General features: G+C 72.5%; 15 protein-coding genes. 8 read left to right on the top strand and 7 right to left on the bottom strand.

Annotation, left to right across the window (positions count from 1 at the left end):
- Positions 1-46: 46 nt before the first annotated feature.
- Together AC4H2G_RS05455 and AC4H2G_RS05450 are read left to right on the top strand one after the other, a co-directional pair.
- Positions 47-757, top strand: coding sequence for an ANTAR domain-containing protein (locus tag AC4H2G_RS05455; RefSeq protein WP_494364737.1), 711 nt, complete (start codon positions 47-49; stop codon positions 755-757).
- Positions 754-1,449, top strand: a complete 696-nt coding sequence (locus AC4H2G_RS05450; protein WP_494364736.1) for a GAF and ANTAR domain-containing protein — start codon at positions 754-756, stop codon at positions 1,447-1,449. Before AC4H2G_RS05455 ends, AC4H2G_RS05450 begins: the two co-directional genes overlap by 4 nt.
- Positions 1,450-1,453: 4 nt before the next feature.
- On the opposite strand, the gene AC4H2G_RS05445 is transcribed toward AC4H2G_RS05450, so the two are convergent.
- The 3 genes from AC4H2G_RS05445 to AC4H2G_RS05435 all read right to left on the bottom strand — a co-directional run bounded on the left by AC4H2G_RS05445 (position 1,454) and on the right by AC4H2G_RS05435 (position 4,794).
- Entirely contained in the window at positions 1,454-2,821 is a 1,368-nt protein-coding gene (locus AC4H2G_RS05445; RefSeq protein ID WP_494364735.1) for a cytochrome P450, read from the bottom strand.
- Between the two features lie 15 nt (positions 2,822-2,836).
- Positions 2,837-3,718 carry a manganese catalase gene (locus AC4H2G_RS05440; RefSeq protein WP_494364734.1) on the bottom strand — a complete coding sequence of 294 codons (882 nt, stop codon included), beginning with the start codon at positions 3,716-3,718 and terminating at the stop codon, positions 2,837-2,839.
- A 185-nt stretch (positions 3,719-3,903) separates the two neighbouring features.
- The gene (locus AC4H2G_RS05435) at positions 3,904-4,794 is read right to left on the bottom strand and encodes an SDR family oxidoreductase (RefSeq protein ID WP_494364733.1); all 891 of its coding nucleotides are present in this window, start codon (positions 4,792-4,794) and stop codon (positions 3,904-3,906) included.
- A 222-nt stretch (positions 4,795-5,016) separates the two neighbouring features.
- Here AC4H2G_RS05435 and AC4H2G_RS05430 point away from each other — a divergent pair, with 222 nt between their 5' ends.
- The 3 genes from AC4H2G_RS05430 to AC4H2G_RS05420 all read left to right on the top strand — a co-directional run bounded on the left by AC4H2G_RS05430 (position 5,017) and on the right by AC4H2G_RS05420 (position 7,265).
- A complete protein-coding gene (locus tag AC4H2G_RS05430) occupies positions 5,017-5,679 on the top strand; it encodes an ANTAR domain-containing protein (RefSeq protein WP_494364732.1) in 663 nt (220 codons plus the stop codon).
- 141 nt (positions 5,680-5,820) lie between these two features.
- Positions 5,821-6,468: a DUF2231 domain-containing protein gene (locus AC4H2G_RS05425; RefSeq protein ID WP_494364731.1), complete on the top strand. Its 648-nt coding sequence runs from the start codon at positions 5,821-5,823 to the stop codon at positions 6,466-6,468.
- Positions 6,465-7,265, top strand: coding sequence for an SDR family NAD(P)-dependent oxidoreductase (locus AC4H2G_RS05420; RefSeq protein WP_494364730.1), 801 nt, complete (start codon positions 6,465-6,467; stop codon positions 7,263-7,265). The genes AC4H2G_RS05425 and AC4H2G_RS05420 overlap by 4 nt, the downstream gene beginning before the upstream one ends.
- Positions 7,266-7,277: 12 nt before the next feature.
- Here the strand turns inward: AC4H2G_RS05420 and AC4H2G_RS05415 are convergent, their stop codons facing one another.
- Positions 7,278-8,300: a magnesium and cobalt transport protein CorA gene (locus tag AC4H2G_RS05415; protein ID WP_494364729.1), complete on the bottom strand. Its 1,023-nt coding sequence runs from the start codon at positions 8,298-8,300 to the stop codon at positions 7,278-7,280.
- A 59-nt stretch (positions 8,301-8,359) separates the two neighbouring features.
- Positions 8,360-9,109: a helix-turn-helix domain-containing protein gene (locus tag AC4H2G_RS05410; protein WP_494364728.1), complete on the bottom strand. Its 750-nt coding sequence runs from the start codon at positions 9,107-9,109 to the stop codon at positions 8,360-8,362.
- Between the two features lie 233 nt (positions 9,110-9,342).
- Here AC4H2G_RS05410 and AC4H2G_RS05405 point away from each other — a divergent pair, with 233 nt between their 5' ends.
- From AC4H2G_RS05405 to AC4H2G_RS05395, 3 genes are read left to right on the top strand one after another with little or no spacing between them, the layout of a single operon-like run.
- A complete protein-coding gene (locus tag AC4H2G_RS05405; protein WP_494364727.1) occupies positions 9,343-10,002 on the top strand; it encodes a DUF4097 family beta strand repeat-containing protein in 660 nt (219 codons plus the stop codon).
- A gap of 60 nt (positions 10,003-10,062) precedes the next feature.
- Positions 10,063-10,896 carry an ABC transporter ATP-binding protein gene (locus tag AC4H2G_RS05400; RefSeq protein ID WP_494364726.1) on the top strand — a complete coding sequence of 278 codons (834 nt, stop codon included), beginning with the start codon at positions 10,063-10,065 and terminating at the stop codon, positions 10,894-10,896.
- Complete coding sequence (locus AC4H2G_RS05395; protein ID WP_494364725.1) at positions 10,896-11,660, top strand: ABC transporter permease; 765 nt, start codon at positions 10,896-10,898, stop codon at positions 11,658-11,660. The genes AC4H2G_RS05400 and AC4H2G_RS05395 overlap by 1 nt, the downstream gene beginning before the upstream one ends.
- Positions 11,661-11,743: 83 nt before the next feature.
- Here AC4H2G_RS05395 and AC4H2G_RS05390 read toward each other — a convergent pair whose 3' ends face one another.
- Positions 11,744-12,430 carry a GAF domain-containing protein gene (locus AC4H2G_RS05390; protein WP_494364724.1) on the bottom strand — a complete coding sequence of 229 codons (687 nt, stop codon included), beginning with the start codon at positions 12,428-12,430 and terminating at the stop codon, positions 11,744-11,746.
- 107 nt (positions 12,431-12,537) lie between these two features.
- On the bottom strand, positions 12,538-13,497 hold the full coding sequence (locus AC4H2G_RS05385) for a manganese catalase family protein (RefSeq protein ID WP_494364723.1): 960 nt from the start codon (positions 13,495-13,497) through the stop codon (positions 12,538-12,540).
- Positions 13,498-13,551: the final 54 nt, after the last annotated feature.

Raw genomic sequence — 13,551 nt, 5'->3', positions numbered from 1 at the left:
ACTGGGTCGGGTCGGCAGGGTGACGGCCGGCAGGACGGAGGACAGGGTGGACGCGTCGGCGCTGCTCGGGCTGCTCGCGCGGTCGCTCGCGGGCATCGACCCCGACATGGCGATGCCGTCACGGCTCTGCCGCGCGTGCGTCGAGATCCTCGGGGCGCAGAGCGGTGCCCTGACCGTGCGCGCCACGCCCGAGGACCGGGTGACGGTCAGCTCGTCGGACGGTATGTCGGCGGAGATCGAGAACCTCGAGGAGCTGCTCGGCGAGGGGCCCGGCCAGCTCGCGCTCGACGAGGACCGCATCGTCGTCACGGCGCTCGACGGCGACAGCCCCACGGACCGCTCCTTTCCCGTCTTCTCCCACCTCGTGGCCTCCATCACCGGCCCAGCCCAGGTGTACGCCGTGCCCATGCACGCCGGGGGCCAGGTCATCGGGGTGCTCAGCCTGTACGTCACGACCGGCCGGCTAGCGCGCGACGCCGACGACGTCCAGTTCCTCGCCGACGCCGTCGGGACGGCCCTGCTGGGCGAGCTCGAGTCGATCGACTGGTCGGCGAGGTCCCGGATCCACCAGGCGACCGGCATGGTCACCGCGCAGCTGCACATCTCGCCGCGCGACGCGCTGGCGGTCCTTCGCGCGCACGCGTTCGCGGACTCCGCCACGCTGGAGGACGTCGCACAGGACGTGCTCGCGCGACGCATCGCCTTCACCGACCACGAGACCGACGCGGTCACGACCGAGAGGACCGAGGAGCCATGACGGCGCGGACACCCACCGACTCGCTCGCCGACGCGACCCGAGCGCTCCTCGGCGACCACGACGTCACCGACCTGCTCACGCGCCTCACCCGGGACGCCGTGCTGTTCGCCGGCGCCGACGCCGCCGGGCTCCTCGTCCGCGCCGACCGCGGTCTCGAGACGCTGACCACGACGTCGCACACCGCCGAGCACCTCGAGGCCTTCCAGTCCCAGCGCGACGAGGGCCCGTGCGTCGACGTGGTCGAGACCGGCCAGACCGTCGAGGCCGTCGGCCGCCAGGAGATCGTGGACCGCTGGCCGACCGTGGGACCCGCGATCGTCGCCGCGGGCTTCCGCGTCGTGCACGCGGCGCCGCTCGCGTGGCAGGGCGGCGTCGTCGGGGGCCTCAACGTCTTCGGTCGCGAGCCACGGGCTCTCGGCGACGAGCAGCGCCGTGCCGTGCAGGCGTGCGCCGACATGCTCACCCTCGTCGTGGGCCAGCCCTTCCGCCTCAGCGAGCTGGACTTCGGCCGGAGCATCGCGCGGGCCCTCCGCGACCGGGTCGTGGTGGAGCAGGCGAAGGGCGCGCTCGCCCACCTGCTCGGCATCGACATCTCCGCCGCCTACGACGAGCTGGTCGCCCGCTCCGAGCGCGAGGGCACCTCGCTGACCGACACCGCGCGCGGCGTCCTCCACCAGGCCCAGCGACGCTGAGTCGTCAGGCCGCGCTCGCCCGCGCGACCCCGACCTCGCCCCGCGCGAGCCCGGACCGCAAGCCGGTCCGGATCCCGAACCGCAGCCCGAGGTGGTCGACCGTGCAGGGCAGCGGGTCGTCCGCGAGGTAGCGTCCCCGGCTCACGATCAGGTCGAGCGTCGCGAGCCGGGCCAGCGCGTGCGACGCGACGAGCAGGACGACGTTGCGGCCCGGGCACGAGACCGGGCCGGCGCTGAACGGCACGATCCCCCAGTCGGCGTCCGCGCGCCCGTCGAGCCACGCCTCGGGCTCGAACGCGTCCGCGAAGGCCAGCCGGTCGCCGTCGCGGTGGAAGAAGGCGCTGAGGACGACGAACCCCGTCCCGGCCGGGAACGCGCGCGTACCCCACCGCACCTCCCGGGTCGTGTCCCGCAGGACCGCGAGCGTCGTCGGCCACAGGCGGACGGCCTCGAGCACGCACCCGCGCCCGTAGGGCAGGACGCTCGGTCCCCGCCCGGACGTCACGAGCTCGGTCACGAGCCGCTCCTGCACGTCGGGGCGCGCGGAGGCGACGGCCAGGGCGCGGAACGTCGCGGCGCCGGCGGCGTCGAACGCGAAGAGCCAGTGCGGGATCTGGCCCCGCACGGCGTCCGCCCCACCGACGTCACGACCGCGCGCCGCGAGCGTGCCGGGCTCGGCCACGGCGACGTGCTCGGCGATGCGCCGATCGAGCCGGGCCCGGAGCCACGGGCGACGCGGGCGGAACCACGACCAGTTGCCGTCCCGGCGCAGCGCCTCGAGCAGCGCGCTGAGGTGCGCGTCGTCGCGCGCAGAGCTCCCCAGGACGAGCGTCCGCACCGCGCGCCACCACGCAGCGGCGAACGTGTCCCAGTCGAGGCGACCGCTCGCGTCCACCGCGTCGGCGAGGTCGCGCATCTCGCGGTCGACGACCGCCGTGAACGTGCGACCGTCGACGTGCACGGGCTCGCGCATGTCGAGGAGCGCCTCGTTCAACGGACGGCGCGAGCGCCGGTCGTCGGTCGAGGAGATGAGGACGCCGTCCGGCTGGAAGTGCGCGAGCGCGCCGCGCTTCTCCCACGAGGCGGGCGTGTACGGGTCCGGAGAGCCGTCGAGGATCCGCTCGACGTGCTCGGGCCGCACGGCGAGCACCATGCGGCGGGCGCCGAGGCGCACGACGAGCGGCGCGCCGTCGTACCGGTCGCGCAGCCCCCGCAGGAGGCGGCGCGCGCGCCGGTCGACCTGCCGGCGCTCCGCCCACGCCGTCGCCGCGGGGCGTCGGACGATCGCCCCCTGCGCGACGAGCGGACCGAGCACGTCCCGCAGGACGCGCCCGGTCTCGCTCGCCGTCAGGTCGACGGGGGTGTCCGTCATGCGGTCGGGTTCTCCTCAGTCCTTGTGCAGGGCGTCCTTGACGACCCCTGCGGCCTTCTCGAGCCCGGACGGCTTCGGCGTGGTGCCGTGGAACCGCTCGTCGGGCTGGGTGGGCGGCGGCATCGGGACGCCGGCCGGCGGCGTCGGCACGTACTCGAACTCGCCCTTGCCGTCCGGCGTCGGGCCGCTCGCCCAACGACCCTCGGACGCGTGCTCGCCGTCGGAGAAGTTGATGTACTGGTACGACACCGACCGGTCCTCCTGCTTGAGCGGGAACGTGCTCGGCACGGGGAGCTCCTCGATGCCCTCGTCGCGCAGCTCCTGGGCCGCGGCGAGCCACTGGTTCTGGTGCATCGTGTCGCGCGCGAGGAGGAACGAGAGCAGGTCCTTCACGCCCGCGTCGTCGGTCATGTGGTAGAGCCGGGCGACCTGGAGCCGGCCCTGCATCTCGGCGTTCGCGTTGGCCGTGAAGTCGGCCAGCATGTTCCCGCTCGCCGTGATGTAGCCGGCAGTCCACGGGTTCCCGTTCGAGTCGACCGGTCGCGCTCCGGCGCCCGCGACGATGGCGTGCTGCGGATCGGTCCCCCCGACGATCGCCGCGACCGTCGGGTCGTCCTGCATGGCACCCTCGACGACCCCGACCGGCGCCTTCTCGAGCAGCTGCGCGATCATCGTCGCGAGCATCTCGACATGGCCCATCTCCTCCGCTCCGATGCCGTAGAGGAGGTCTCGGTACTTGCCGGGGAGGTGCGCGTTCCACGACTGGAAGCCGTACTGCATGGCGACGGTGATCTCGCCGTACTGCCCGCCCAGCACCTCCTGCAGCTTGCGGGCGTAGACGGCGTCCGGCTTGTCGGGCTTCGCGCTGTGCTGCAGCTCTTGACGGTGGAAGAACATGGTCTCTCCTTCGAGAGAGAATCGGCCGCCACGGCACGGCACCGCGTGCCCGGACGACCCCGGCACGCGCCTCGTTCTCGACGCGTCGAACGTGCTTCCAGCGTCGACCGGCGTCGTCCCGGTCGCATCTGGGGACGGCTGCCCGAGAAGCGTCCGGGGAGCTCGACGCCGGCCGACGGGACGTCTCAGAGCAGCTTGCCGCCCGTGACGCCGAGGCGGTCGCCGGTGATGTAGCTGGACTCCTGCGAGGCGAAGAAGACGTACGCGGGCGCGAGCTCCGCGGGCTGGCCCGCGCGCCCCAGCGGCGTGTCACCGCCGAACTGCTCGACCTTCTCCGCGGGCATGGTCGCCGGGATGAGCGGCGTCCAGATCGGACCCGGCGCAACAGCGTTGACGCGGATGCCCTCCTCGGCGAGCTGCTGCGACAGGCCCCGCGTGAAGTTGAGGATCGCCGCCTTGGTGGACGCGTAGTCGAGGAGCTGCGGGCTGGGCTCCGACGCCTGGATCGACGTGGTGTTGATGATCGAGCCGCCGCGCGGCAGGTGGTCGAGCGCCGCCTTGGTGATCCAGAACAGCGCGTAGACGTTGGTCTTGAGCACGCGGTCGAGCTGCTCGGTCGTGATGCCGCGCAACCCCTCGTCCTGGGCCATCTGGTACGCGGCGTTGTTGACGAGCACGTCGAGACCGCCGAGGCCCGCGACCGCGTCCTGCACGAGCTGCCGGCAGAAGGACTCCTCCCGGATGTCGCCCGGCAGCAGGACGGCCTTGCGGCCCGCCTGCTCCACCCAGTGCGCCGTCGTGCGGGCGTCCTCCTCCTCCTCGGGCAGGTACGAGATCGCGACGTCGGCCCCCTCGCGCGCGAACGCGATGGCGACCGCGCGACCGATGCCGGAGTCGCCGCCCGTGATGAGCGCCCGCTTGCCCTCGAGGCGGCCGGATCCCTCGTAGGACTCCTCGCCGTGGTCGGGCTCCTGCGACATGTCCCCCGTCCGGCCGGGCGGCTGGAGGTCGTCGGCCTGCTGCTCCGGCTCCGGGTGCTGCGTGGTCGGGTCCTGCGGCGTGGTCTGGTCCGTCATCGAGTGCTCCCGTCTCGGTCGGTGGTTCCCGTCCAGCATGGGCACGACGGCGCTCGCTCGCAGCGGCACGACGGCGCCCCGCTCGCAGCGGCACGCCCGTGCCCACGGTGCGAAGCCCGGCGCCCTGCGTACGGTGGAGGTCAGGACGGTCCCGCGACCGTCACGCCGACACGACGACCACGCCGCACCTGCCGGCGTGACCCGTCAGACAGGACGGACGCCATGAGCCTCTCCCGTTACCCGTCCGAGTTCGCCCAGCGGGCGGCCGCGGTCCTCGGGTCGGACCTCGAGGTCAGCATCACGCTGCGCGAGCACGGCCTGAGTCTGCGCGCCGGGAGCAGCACCGACGCCGCGGCACGGTGCGACCAGGCCGAGGCGCTCGCCGAGGCCGGGCCGTGCATCGACGCGATCGGGAGCAGGACGACCGTCCTCGTGCCGGCCATCGCCACGGACGACCGCTGGGAGGCGTGGCGCGACCAGGCCGTGCGCGAGGGGTTCGTCTCCTCGCTGGGTGTCCCGGCTCTCGTGGACCCGGACGTCGGCGTCGCGCTCAACCTCTACTCGCGCACGCCCGACCCCTGGACGGAGCGTCTCCTCGCGGCAGCCGACTCGTACGCGCAGCTCGTCGCGTCCGCCGTCCGGCTGCACCTCGAGATCGCGGAGCTGGAGGACCGCACGGCCGGCCTCTACCGCGAGATGTCCGACGTCGTCGCCGTCGAGCGCGCCGTCGGTGCCGTCATGCACACGAACGGCTGCAGCGAGGCGGAGGCCCGACGCATCCTCGAGTCCGCCTCGAAGCACCGCAACGTGAGCCGGCGAGAGGTCGCCGAGACCGTCCTGCGAGCCCTCGTCGTCTCCGACGACGACCCCGTCCCCGGGGGCTGAGCGCCCGACCGGGAACGTGGGCCGTCGAGCTCCACCGGCTCCCCCGGGCTCCTCCTCCGGCGCGCGAGCGTGCGGCGCGGATCCTGCCTACGGTCGACGACGAGGCGTCGAGACCTGTGCGCACCCGACCGAGGAGGCGCCATGTCCACCGGACCGACCGACACCCCCGTCCTGCTGAGCGCCGTGCGACGGCTCGAGGAGTCGTCGAGCGTCGACGGCCTCTCCGGCATCGTCCGCGGTGTCGCCCTGGCCGTCGTCCCCGCGCACGGCAGGCTCCGCGAGGAGCTCCACGGGCGCTCGCTGGGGCACGCGCTGCACTCGACCCTGACCGACGTCCCCGTCGGCCTGTGGACGAGCGCGGCGGTGCTCGACGTCGCGGGCGGCGAGCGCAGCGCTCCTGCGGCGCAACGCCTCGTGGGTCTCGGTCTCCTCGCCGCGGTCCCGACGGCCCTCACCGGGCTGGCGGACTACCTCGCGGTCGACAGCCGGGCCCGTCGTGTGGGCTCCGTCCACGCGACGCTGAACGGCGGCGTGTCGGTGCTGTACGGCGCGTCGTGGCTCCTGCGGCGTGCGGGCCGACGACGCGCGGGCGTCGCGGTCTCGATGCTCGCCTACGGCGTCGCGGGAGCGAGCGCGTATCTCGGGGGCCACCTCGCGCAGGCCCTGCGCGAGCCCCCGGCCGACGTCGCGCTGGGCGCGGAGGACGACGCCACGCTGGGCTCCGATGACGCCAGCACGACGGCGCCCGGACGCACCGCCCCGTCGGACGCCGCCCCGGAGACGGCGTGAGGTCCCGGCGCTCGTCCGCCGAGCCGGCGGACCACGACGTCGCGCTGGTCACCGGTGCGTCGAGCGGCATCGGGCTCGCGATCGCGCGCGAGCTCGTCGACCGCGGTCACGACGTGCTGGTCGTCGCCGACCGGGACGTCGACGACACGGTGCGTCGCTTGGACGGCCGGAGCGACGCTCGCGTGACCGGCGTCGAGGTCGACCTGACGACTCCGGCGGGTGTCGAGGCGGTCGCCGCCCGTGCCCGGTCGCTCGGCGTGCGGACCGTCGTGCTCAACGCCGGCGTCGGGGTCCACGGACCGTTCTTCCGCACGCCCCTCGCCGCCGAGCTGGGGCTGGTCGACCTCAACGTCCGCTCCGTCGTGCACCTCACCCACCTGCTGCTGCCGGAGCTGCTCGCGCAGGGCGACGGGCGGCTGCTCGTCACGTCGTCCGTCGCCGGGACCATGCCGGCCCCGCTGTTCAGCACCTACGCGGCCTCGAAGGCGTTCCTCCGCTCGTTCGCCTGGTCGCTGCGGGGCGAGCTGACCGGCACGGGCGTCACCGTGACGGCGCTCCTCCCCGGGCCGACGCGCACCCCGTTCTTCGCCGAGGCCGGGATGCGCCGCACCCGCGTGGGACGGCTGCCGAAGCCCTCTGCGGCGATGGTGGCGCGCAAGGCCGTCGACGCGCTGGAGGCGGGACGTCCTGAGATCACCACGGGCGCGGCCGGGAAGTCGATGCTCGCGATCTCCGGAGTCCTCCCGCAGCGCGCGCGCAGCGCCTTCCACGGCTGGTTCTACAGGCCAGGGGCGTGACCCGCAGCCGGGTCAGAGCCAGCCGCGCCGCTTGAACACCGACCACAGGACGATGCCCAGGACGACCATCATCGTCAGGGCGAAGGGATACCCCCACCCCCACCCGAGCTCGGGGATGACCTCGAAGTTCATGCCGTAGATCGACGCCACCAGGGTGGGCGCGAAGAGGATCGCCGCCCAGGACGAGATCTTCTTGACCTCCTCGCCCTGCACCATCGACGCGGAGGCCATGTTCCGCATCGCCTCGTTCTGCTCCTGCATGACGAGCGTGGAGTGGAGCGTCAGCGCGTTCTCGAGCAGTGCGCGGAAGGTGTCGGCCCGCTCGGTGATCCGCAGGGCGTGGTCGAGGACGTTGCGCAGCTGGTTCTGGACCTCGGTGTCGGTGCCGTACTTCTCCCCGCCGCGCAGCAGGGCCTCGAGCATGCCGGGGAGCGGCCCGATCGCGCGCTGGAACCCGAGGACCTCGGACAGGAGCTGGTAGATCCGCTTCGAGGACCCGGGGTCGACGTGGCCGTCGAACAGGTCGTCCTCGATCTCGTCGATGTCGTCCTGCAGTCCGGCGACCACCGGTCCGTACCCGTCGACGACCTCGTCCATGACGGCGGCCAGCACCGCCTCGGAGCCCGTCGCGAGGAGCTCCGGGCTCCCCTCCAGGCGCCGCCGGACCTGCGCGAGGTCCGGGCGGTCGGCGTGGCGGACCGTCACGACGAAGCATGGGCCCGTGAACAGGTGCACCTCGCCGAACTCGACCGTCTCGTCGTCCTCGTGGTACCACGCGGGCCGCAGCACGACGAACAGCGTGTCGCCGTAGCGCTCGAGCTTCGCGCGCTGGTGCCCCTTCCCGGCGTCCTCCACGGCCAGGGGGTGGAGCGCGAAGGCGTCCGCGACCGAGGCGAGCTCCGACGCGCTCGGCCGCAGCAGCCCGATCCACGCCATCCCGTCGGCGTCGTCGAGCGCCCGATAGGTCTCCCGGAGGTCCGGCGGCGTGAGCGTGCGCTCCCCGGCGACGTAGATCCCGTTGTCGATCAGCGCCACCACGTCGCTCCCCGCTTCGTCGACCCGTCCGTGAGGACCACGCCTCAGCCGGTGCCGCACTACCCGACGTCGCGCGGCGAGGCGATGCTACCCGTGGCCGCCCCGGGGGTCGTGACGAGGAGGTCCCGCGCCTGCTCCGCGGCGCGCGCGATGCTCTCGCCGACGAAGTCGAGGAAGCGGGACATGTTCTCGAGCCGGATGCCGGCAGGGCTGTCGCGGCCCACGACCCGGACGCCCTCGCGCGCGGTCTCGGCCATCTGGGCGTTGTTCCGGGCCGCCGCGATCATCGACTGGTACCAGACGTCGCCGTCGGCGACGTAGCGTTCGCGCCGACCCTCGCCGCGCTCGCGCAGGACGAGGCCGTGGCTCTCCAGGACGGGGATCGCCTTGGAGATGGACGCCGGGCTGACCCGGAGGCGTTCGACGAGCTCGGCCGCGGTGAGGCTGCCCGTGTCAGCCGTGTAGAGGCAGGTCAGCACACCGGCGGCGATGCGGGGCAAACCCTGCTGCATGAACAGCCCGGTGAAGGTCTCCTCGTACTCGCGGAGGGCCTGGGCATCACCGCGCGCCTGCGCGGACGTCGCCGAGGCGGCGTGCCCGGCGGGTGTCCGTCGGCGGGCGCGACGCTCGGTGGCGTGCTGGGCCAGGTCGGCGCGGTAGCCGCCCGGGCCGCCGTTGCGCATCACCTCGCGCGTGATGGTCGACGTCGGACGGTCGAGGCGCCGCGCGATCTCCGCGTAGGGGACGTCGTCGGCCAGACCGAGCGCGATCTGCTGGCGTTCCTGCTTGGTGAGCCTGCCTCCCGGCACGGGGTCCTCCTCGATGTGTCCTGGAGGACCCACAGTAGCGTTCAGCATGCTCCGTTGCAACGAATGACACTCCTGATGTTGCGTTAGGACTTCGCCGGTTGCAACAGTTTAGACGCTCTGACCTGCGTCAATGCAAGTTCGATGCAAACTGACTGTTGCCACGGTAGTGAACGCTACGTAGCGTTTCTCCTGTCAGAAACAACGGCAGGAACAACCCTCAGGAGCTGAGCACGATGCACACCTTCGACACCACCACCCCGATCTCCGCCGTCGTCGACGTCCCGGCGGCCCGCGTCCAGGTCATCGCCGCCGACCGCGCCGACGCCACCGTCGAGATCCGGCCCGCAGACGCCACGAAGAGCCGCGACGTCAAGGCTGCGGAGCGCACCACGGTCGCGTTCCACGACGGCACGCTCCACGTCGCGACCCCGGCGAAGAACGACGCCTTCGGCCCCTCGGGCGCCCTTGAGGTGACGCTCCAGCTTCCCGCCGGCTCCCGTGTCCAGGTCACCGGCAGCGTCGAGCTGCGCGGCGTCGGCCGGCTCGGTGACGTCACCGCCGAGAGCGCCTACGGCGCGATCACGCTCGACGAGGCCGAGAGCGTGCACCTCACCGCCCACGCCGGGGACATCACGGTCGGACGCCTCACCGGCTCGGGCGAGGTCTCCACCGGCAAGGGCGACATCCGTGTCGCCGAGGCCGTGCGCGGAACCCTCGTCCTGAGCACGCAGCTGGGCGACGTCTCGGTCGACGCCGCCCCGGGCGTCTCCGCCTCCCTGGACGCCGGCACGAGCTACGGCCGGGTCAGCAACGCCCTGCGGAACGACGGCACGGCCGCGCTCGACATCCGGGCGACCACCACCCAGGGCGACATCACCGCCCGCAGCCTCTGAGCGACGGCCGCCACACCCCGCGCTCACCACCCACGCCCCACGAGAGTCGGAGAACCAGAGATGACCACAGATCAGAGTGTTGCCCCCGCGATCCGGGTGCGGGGTGTCGAGAAGTCGTTCAAGGACCTGCACGTGCTGCGGGGTGTGGACCTGGACGTCGCGCCGGGGAGCATCTTCGCGCTGCTGGGGTCGAACGGGGCCGGGAAGACCACGCTGGTGCGGATCATCTCGACCCTGCTGAAGGCTGATGCGGGGACCGCGACGGTGCACGGCTACGACGTGGCGAAGAACGCGGGGCAGGTGCGGGAGTCGATCAGCCTCACGGGCCAGTTCGCCGCGGTCGACGAGATCCTCACCGGCCGCGAGAACCTGATCCTGGTCGCGCGACTGCGCCACCTCAAGGACCCCGGGGCCGTGGCGGACGACCTGCTCGCCCGCTTCTCCCTGACCGACGCCGGGGCCCGCCGGGCCGGGACGTACTCCGGGGGGATGCGCCGGCGCCTGGACATCGCGATGAGCCTCATCGGGAACCCGCCGGTCATCGTGCTCGACGAGCCCACCACCGGGCTGGACCCCCAGGCGCGGATCGAGGTCTGGGACACCGTCAAGGCCCTCGCGCAGGGCGGCACGACGGTGCTGCTGACCACCCAGTACCTCGACGAGGCCGAGCAGCTCGCCGACCGGATCGCGATCCTGCACCAGGGGACGATCATCCAGAACGGCACGCTCGCCGAGCTCAAGGCCCTGCTGCCCCCGGCACAGGTCGAGTACGTCGAGAAGCAGCCCTCCCTCGAGGACGTCTTCCTCCACCTCGTCGGCCCCACCACCCCCGACACCACCACGACCGACACCGCACCCCAGACCGCCGCCCGCCCGGCAGGGAAGGAATCCTGATGACCACCCACGCCCTGACCGACACCCGCACCCTGACCGGCCGGTCCCTGACCCACATCCTGCGCTCGCCCGACACCATCATCACGACCGCCGTCACCCCGATCGCGCTCATGCTGCTGTTCGTCTACGTCCTCGGCGGCGCGATCAACACCGGCACCGACGAGTCCTACATCAACTACATGCTCCCCGGCATCCTGCTCATCACCATCGCCTCCGGCATCGCCTACACCGCCTACCGCCTCTTCCTCGACATGCAGGGCGGCATCTTCGAACGCTTCCAGTCCATGCCCATCGCCCGCTCCTCGGTCCTGTGGGCCCACGTCCTGACCTCACTCGTCTCGAACATGATCTCGGTGGCGATCGTCATCGCCGTCGCGCTCCTCATGGGCTTCCGCACCGGGGCCTCCCTCGGCGCCTGGGCCGCGGTGGTCGCGATCCTGGTCCTGTTCACCCTCGCCCTGACCTGGCTCGCCGTCATCGCCGGCCTGTCCGCCAAGACCGTCGACGGCGCCTCCGCGTTCTCCTACCCCCTGATCTTCCTGCCGTTCATCAGCTCCGCGTTCGTCCCCACCGACACCATGCCGGCCCCGGTCGCCTGGTTCGCCGAGAACCAACCCGTGACCTCGATCGTGGACACCATCCGCGCTCTGTTCGCCCAGCAGCCCGTCGGCACCGACATCTGGATCGCCCTCGCCTGGCTCCTCGCCATCCTCGCCGCCGCCTACGCCGGCGCAGTCACCATCTACCGCCGCAAGACCAGCTGACCCCGACAAGCCGCACCCGTCGACACCGCGCTGCCCGACGCCGCCCGCCCCCCTCCGGGAGCGGGCGGCGTCGTCATGCCGGTTCACGACGCTTGCGCGGACCCGAACCTCAGACGGCGTTCGAGGACGTCGTCGATCACGGACGTCAGGCTGGACGCGCGCGAGAGGGCACGCCCTCGGAGAACCGCGAGCGCGTCGTCGGGCCCGACCCGTAGCTGGGCGATCACCATCCCGATCGCGCGGTGCCGCCTCGTCTGGTCGGGCCACTGCTGCTCGAGCGGGGCGCGAGAACCGAGGAGCACCGCGCAGGCCGTGTTCGCGAGCTCCTGCGCCTCGTCGGTCGGGATCGGCGTGCGACCGGACTCCTGGTACAGGGTGAGCGACCCCAACGGGCGCCGGTCCACACGCAAGGGCACGGCGACCACCGTCGTCGACGATCCGAGACCGGCGGCCGCCGCGGCGAAGACCGAGAGCGCCGGAGGCTCCTCCGCGTCCCGCGCGAGCGACAGGGCGACACCATGGTTCTCGACGAACGCCAGCCGGCCCGGACCTTCGCCCAGGACCTCCTGCAGGTCCTCGAGCCGTCGTGTCGTCTCGTCGGACGTGCTGGCGCTCAACCGCTCGACGCCGGTCGGCAGGAGCGTCAGCGCCCCGCCTTGGGCACCGAGCACCTCCACGCAGGCGCTGCACAGCCCGCTCGCCAGCGGCAGTCCCGGCTCCACCCGCGTCAGCAGGCGGGCGACCCGGCTCGGTTGCAGTGCGTCGACCACGGGCCTCCCCCTCCTGTCGTTCCTGTGTCTGCACCGTGCTCTCGCTCGGCTCTCGGTGGGGTGGCCTCGACGTGCCGAGGCGGACTGTTCGAGATCCCCTGGGGCCGTCAGCCGGTCGTCGTCGGCCCGAAGAGCGGCTCGGCGGCGTCCGCCATCTCGAGGTCCGCGGTGGCCTGGACGAGGGCGAGCAGCTCCGGGTCGAGACCCGGCGAGAACTCCTCGAACCGTTCGGGTGCGATGGTCGACGGGACGCCGGCGGGGGCCTGTTCCGTCGCGTCGAGCTCCGTCCCGTCCTTCGAGGGCGACATGCCCTGGAAGATCCGGCCGGCCTCCGAGGCCCCCTCGAGGTCGAACGTGTACTGCTTGGACTGGAGGCCGAGGTCGAGGAGCTTCTTCACCTCGGGGAACTTCTCCGCCTCCGTCTTGGGGATGGGCAGGGTCGCCGACCAGTTCACGCCGAGCGTCTCCAGGGCGCGGGCGTAGGCGTTCTCGTGGGCCTGGTCCCGCACGATGAGGTAGGAGATCGTGGAGCGGGCGGTCTTGTTGTCGGTCATCTCGTAGATCCGGCACTTCTGCAGCCGGCCGGTGGACTCGAGCATGAGGTTGTAGAGGAGGTCCAGCACGAGGTTCCCGGAGTTGTAGACGTAGCTGCCGCTCCACGGGTTGCCGGCCGCGTCGACCGGGAGCGCCCCCTGGGCACCGACCAGGTAGTGGTGGATGTTCCCGGCGCCGAGCGCGATGTCGAGCGGGGTCTTGCCACCGGCCCCCGGCGTGTCGAGGGGGTCGGTCTTCTTGCCGTTGTACCGCGGCGAGCCGTCGAGGAGCCGCGAGATCGTCGTCCCGATCAGCTCCACGTGGCTGATCTCCTCGGTCCCGATGCCCTGCAGCAGGTCCCGGTAGGGCTTCCCCGTCGGGCCGCGGAAGTTCATGCTCTGGAAGAGGTACTGCATCATCGTCCGCATCTCGCCGAACTGGCCGCCCAGCCCTTCCTGCAGGGCGTTGGCCGCGGCGGGGTCCGGCTCGTCGGGGACGATGTCGTTGATCAGACGCTGCACGTGCAGGTACATGTCGTGTCTCCTCCGTCGGGACGTCCTGGCCGTCTCACCGTGCTTCCGGTCGGC

This window comes from Cellulosimicrobium sp. BMG9.23 (assembly GCF_059159985.1).
This window is presented reverse-complemented; position numbering and strand designations above follow the sequence as displayed.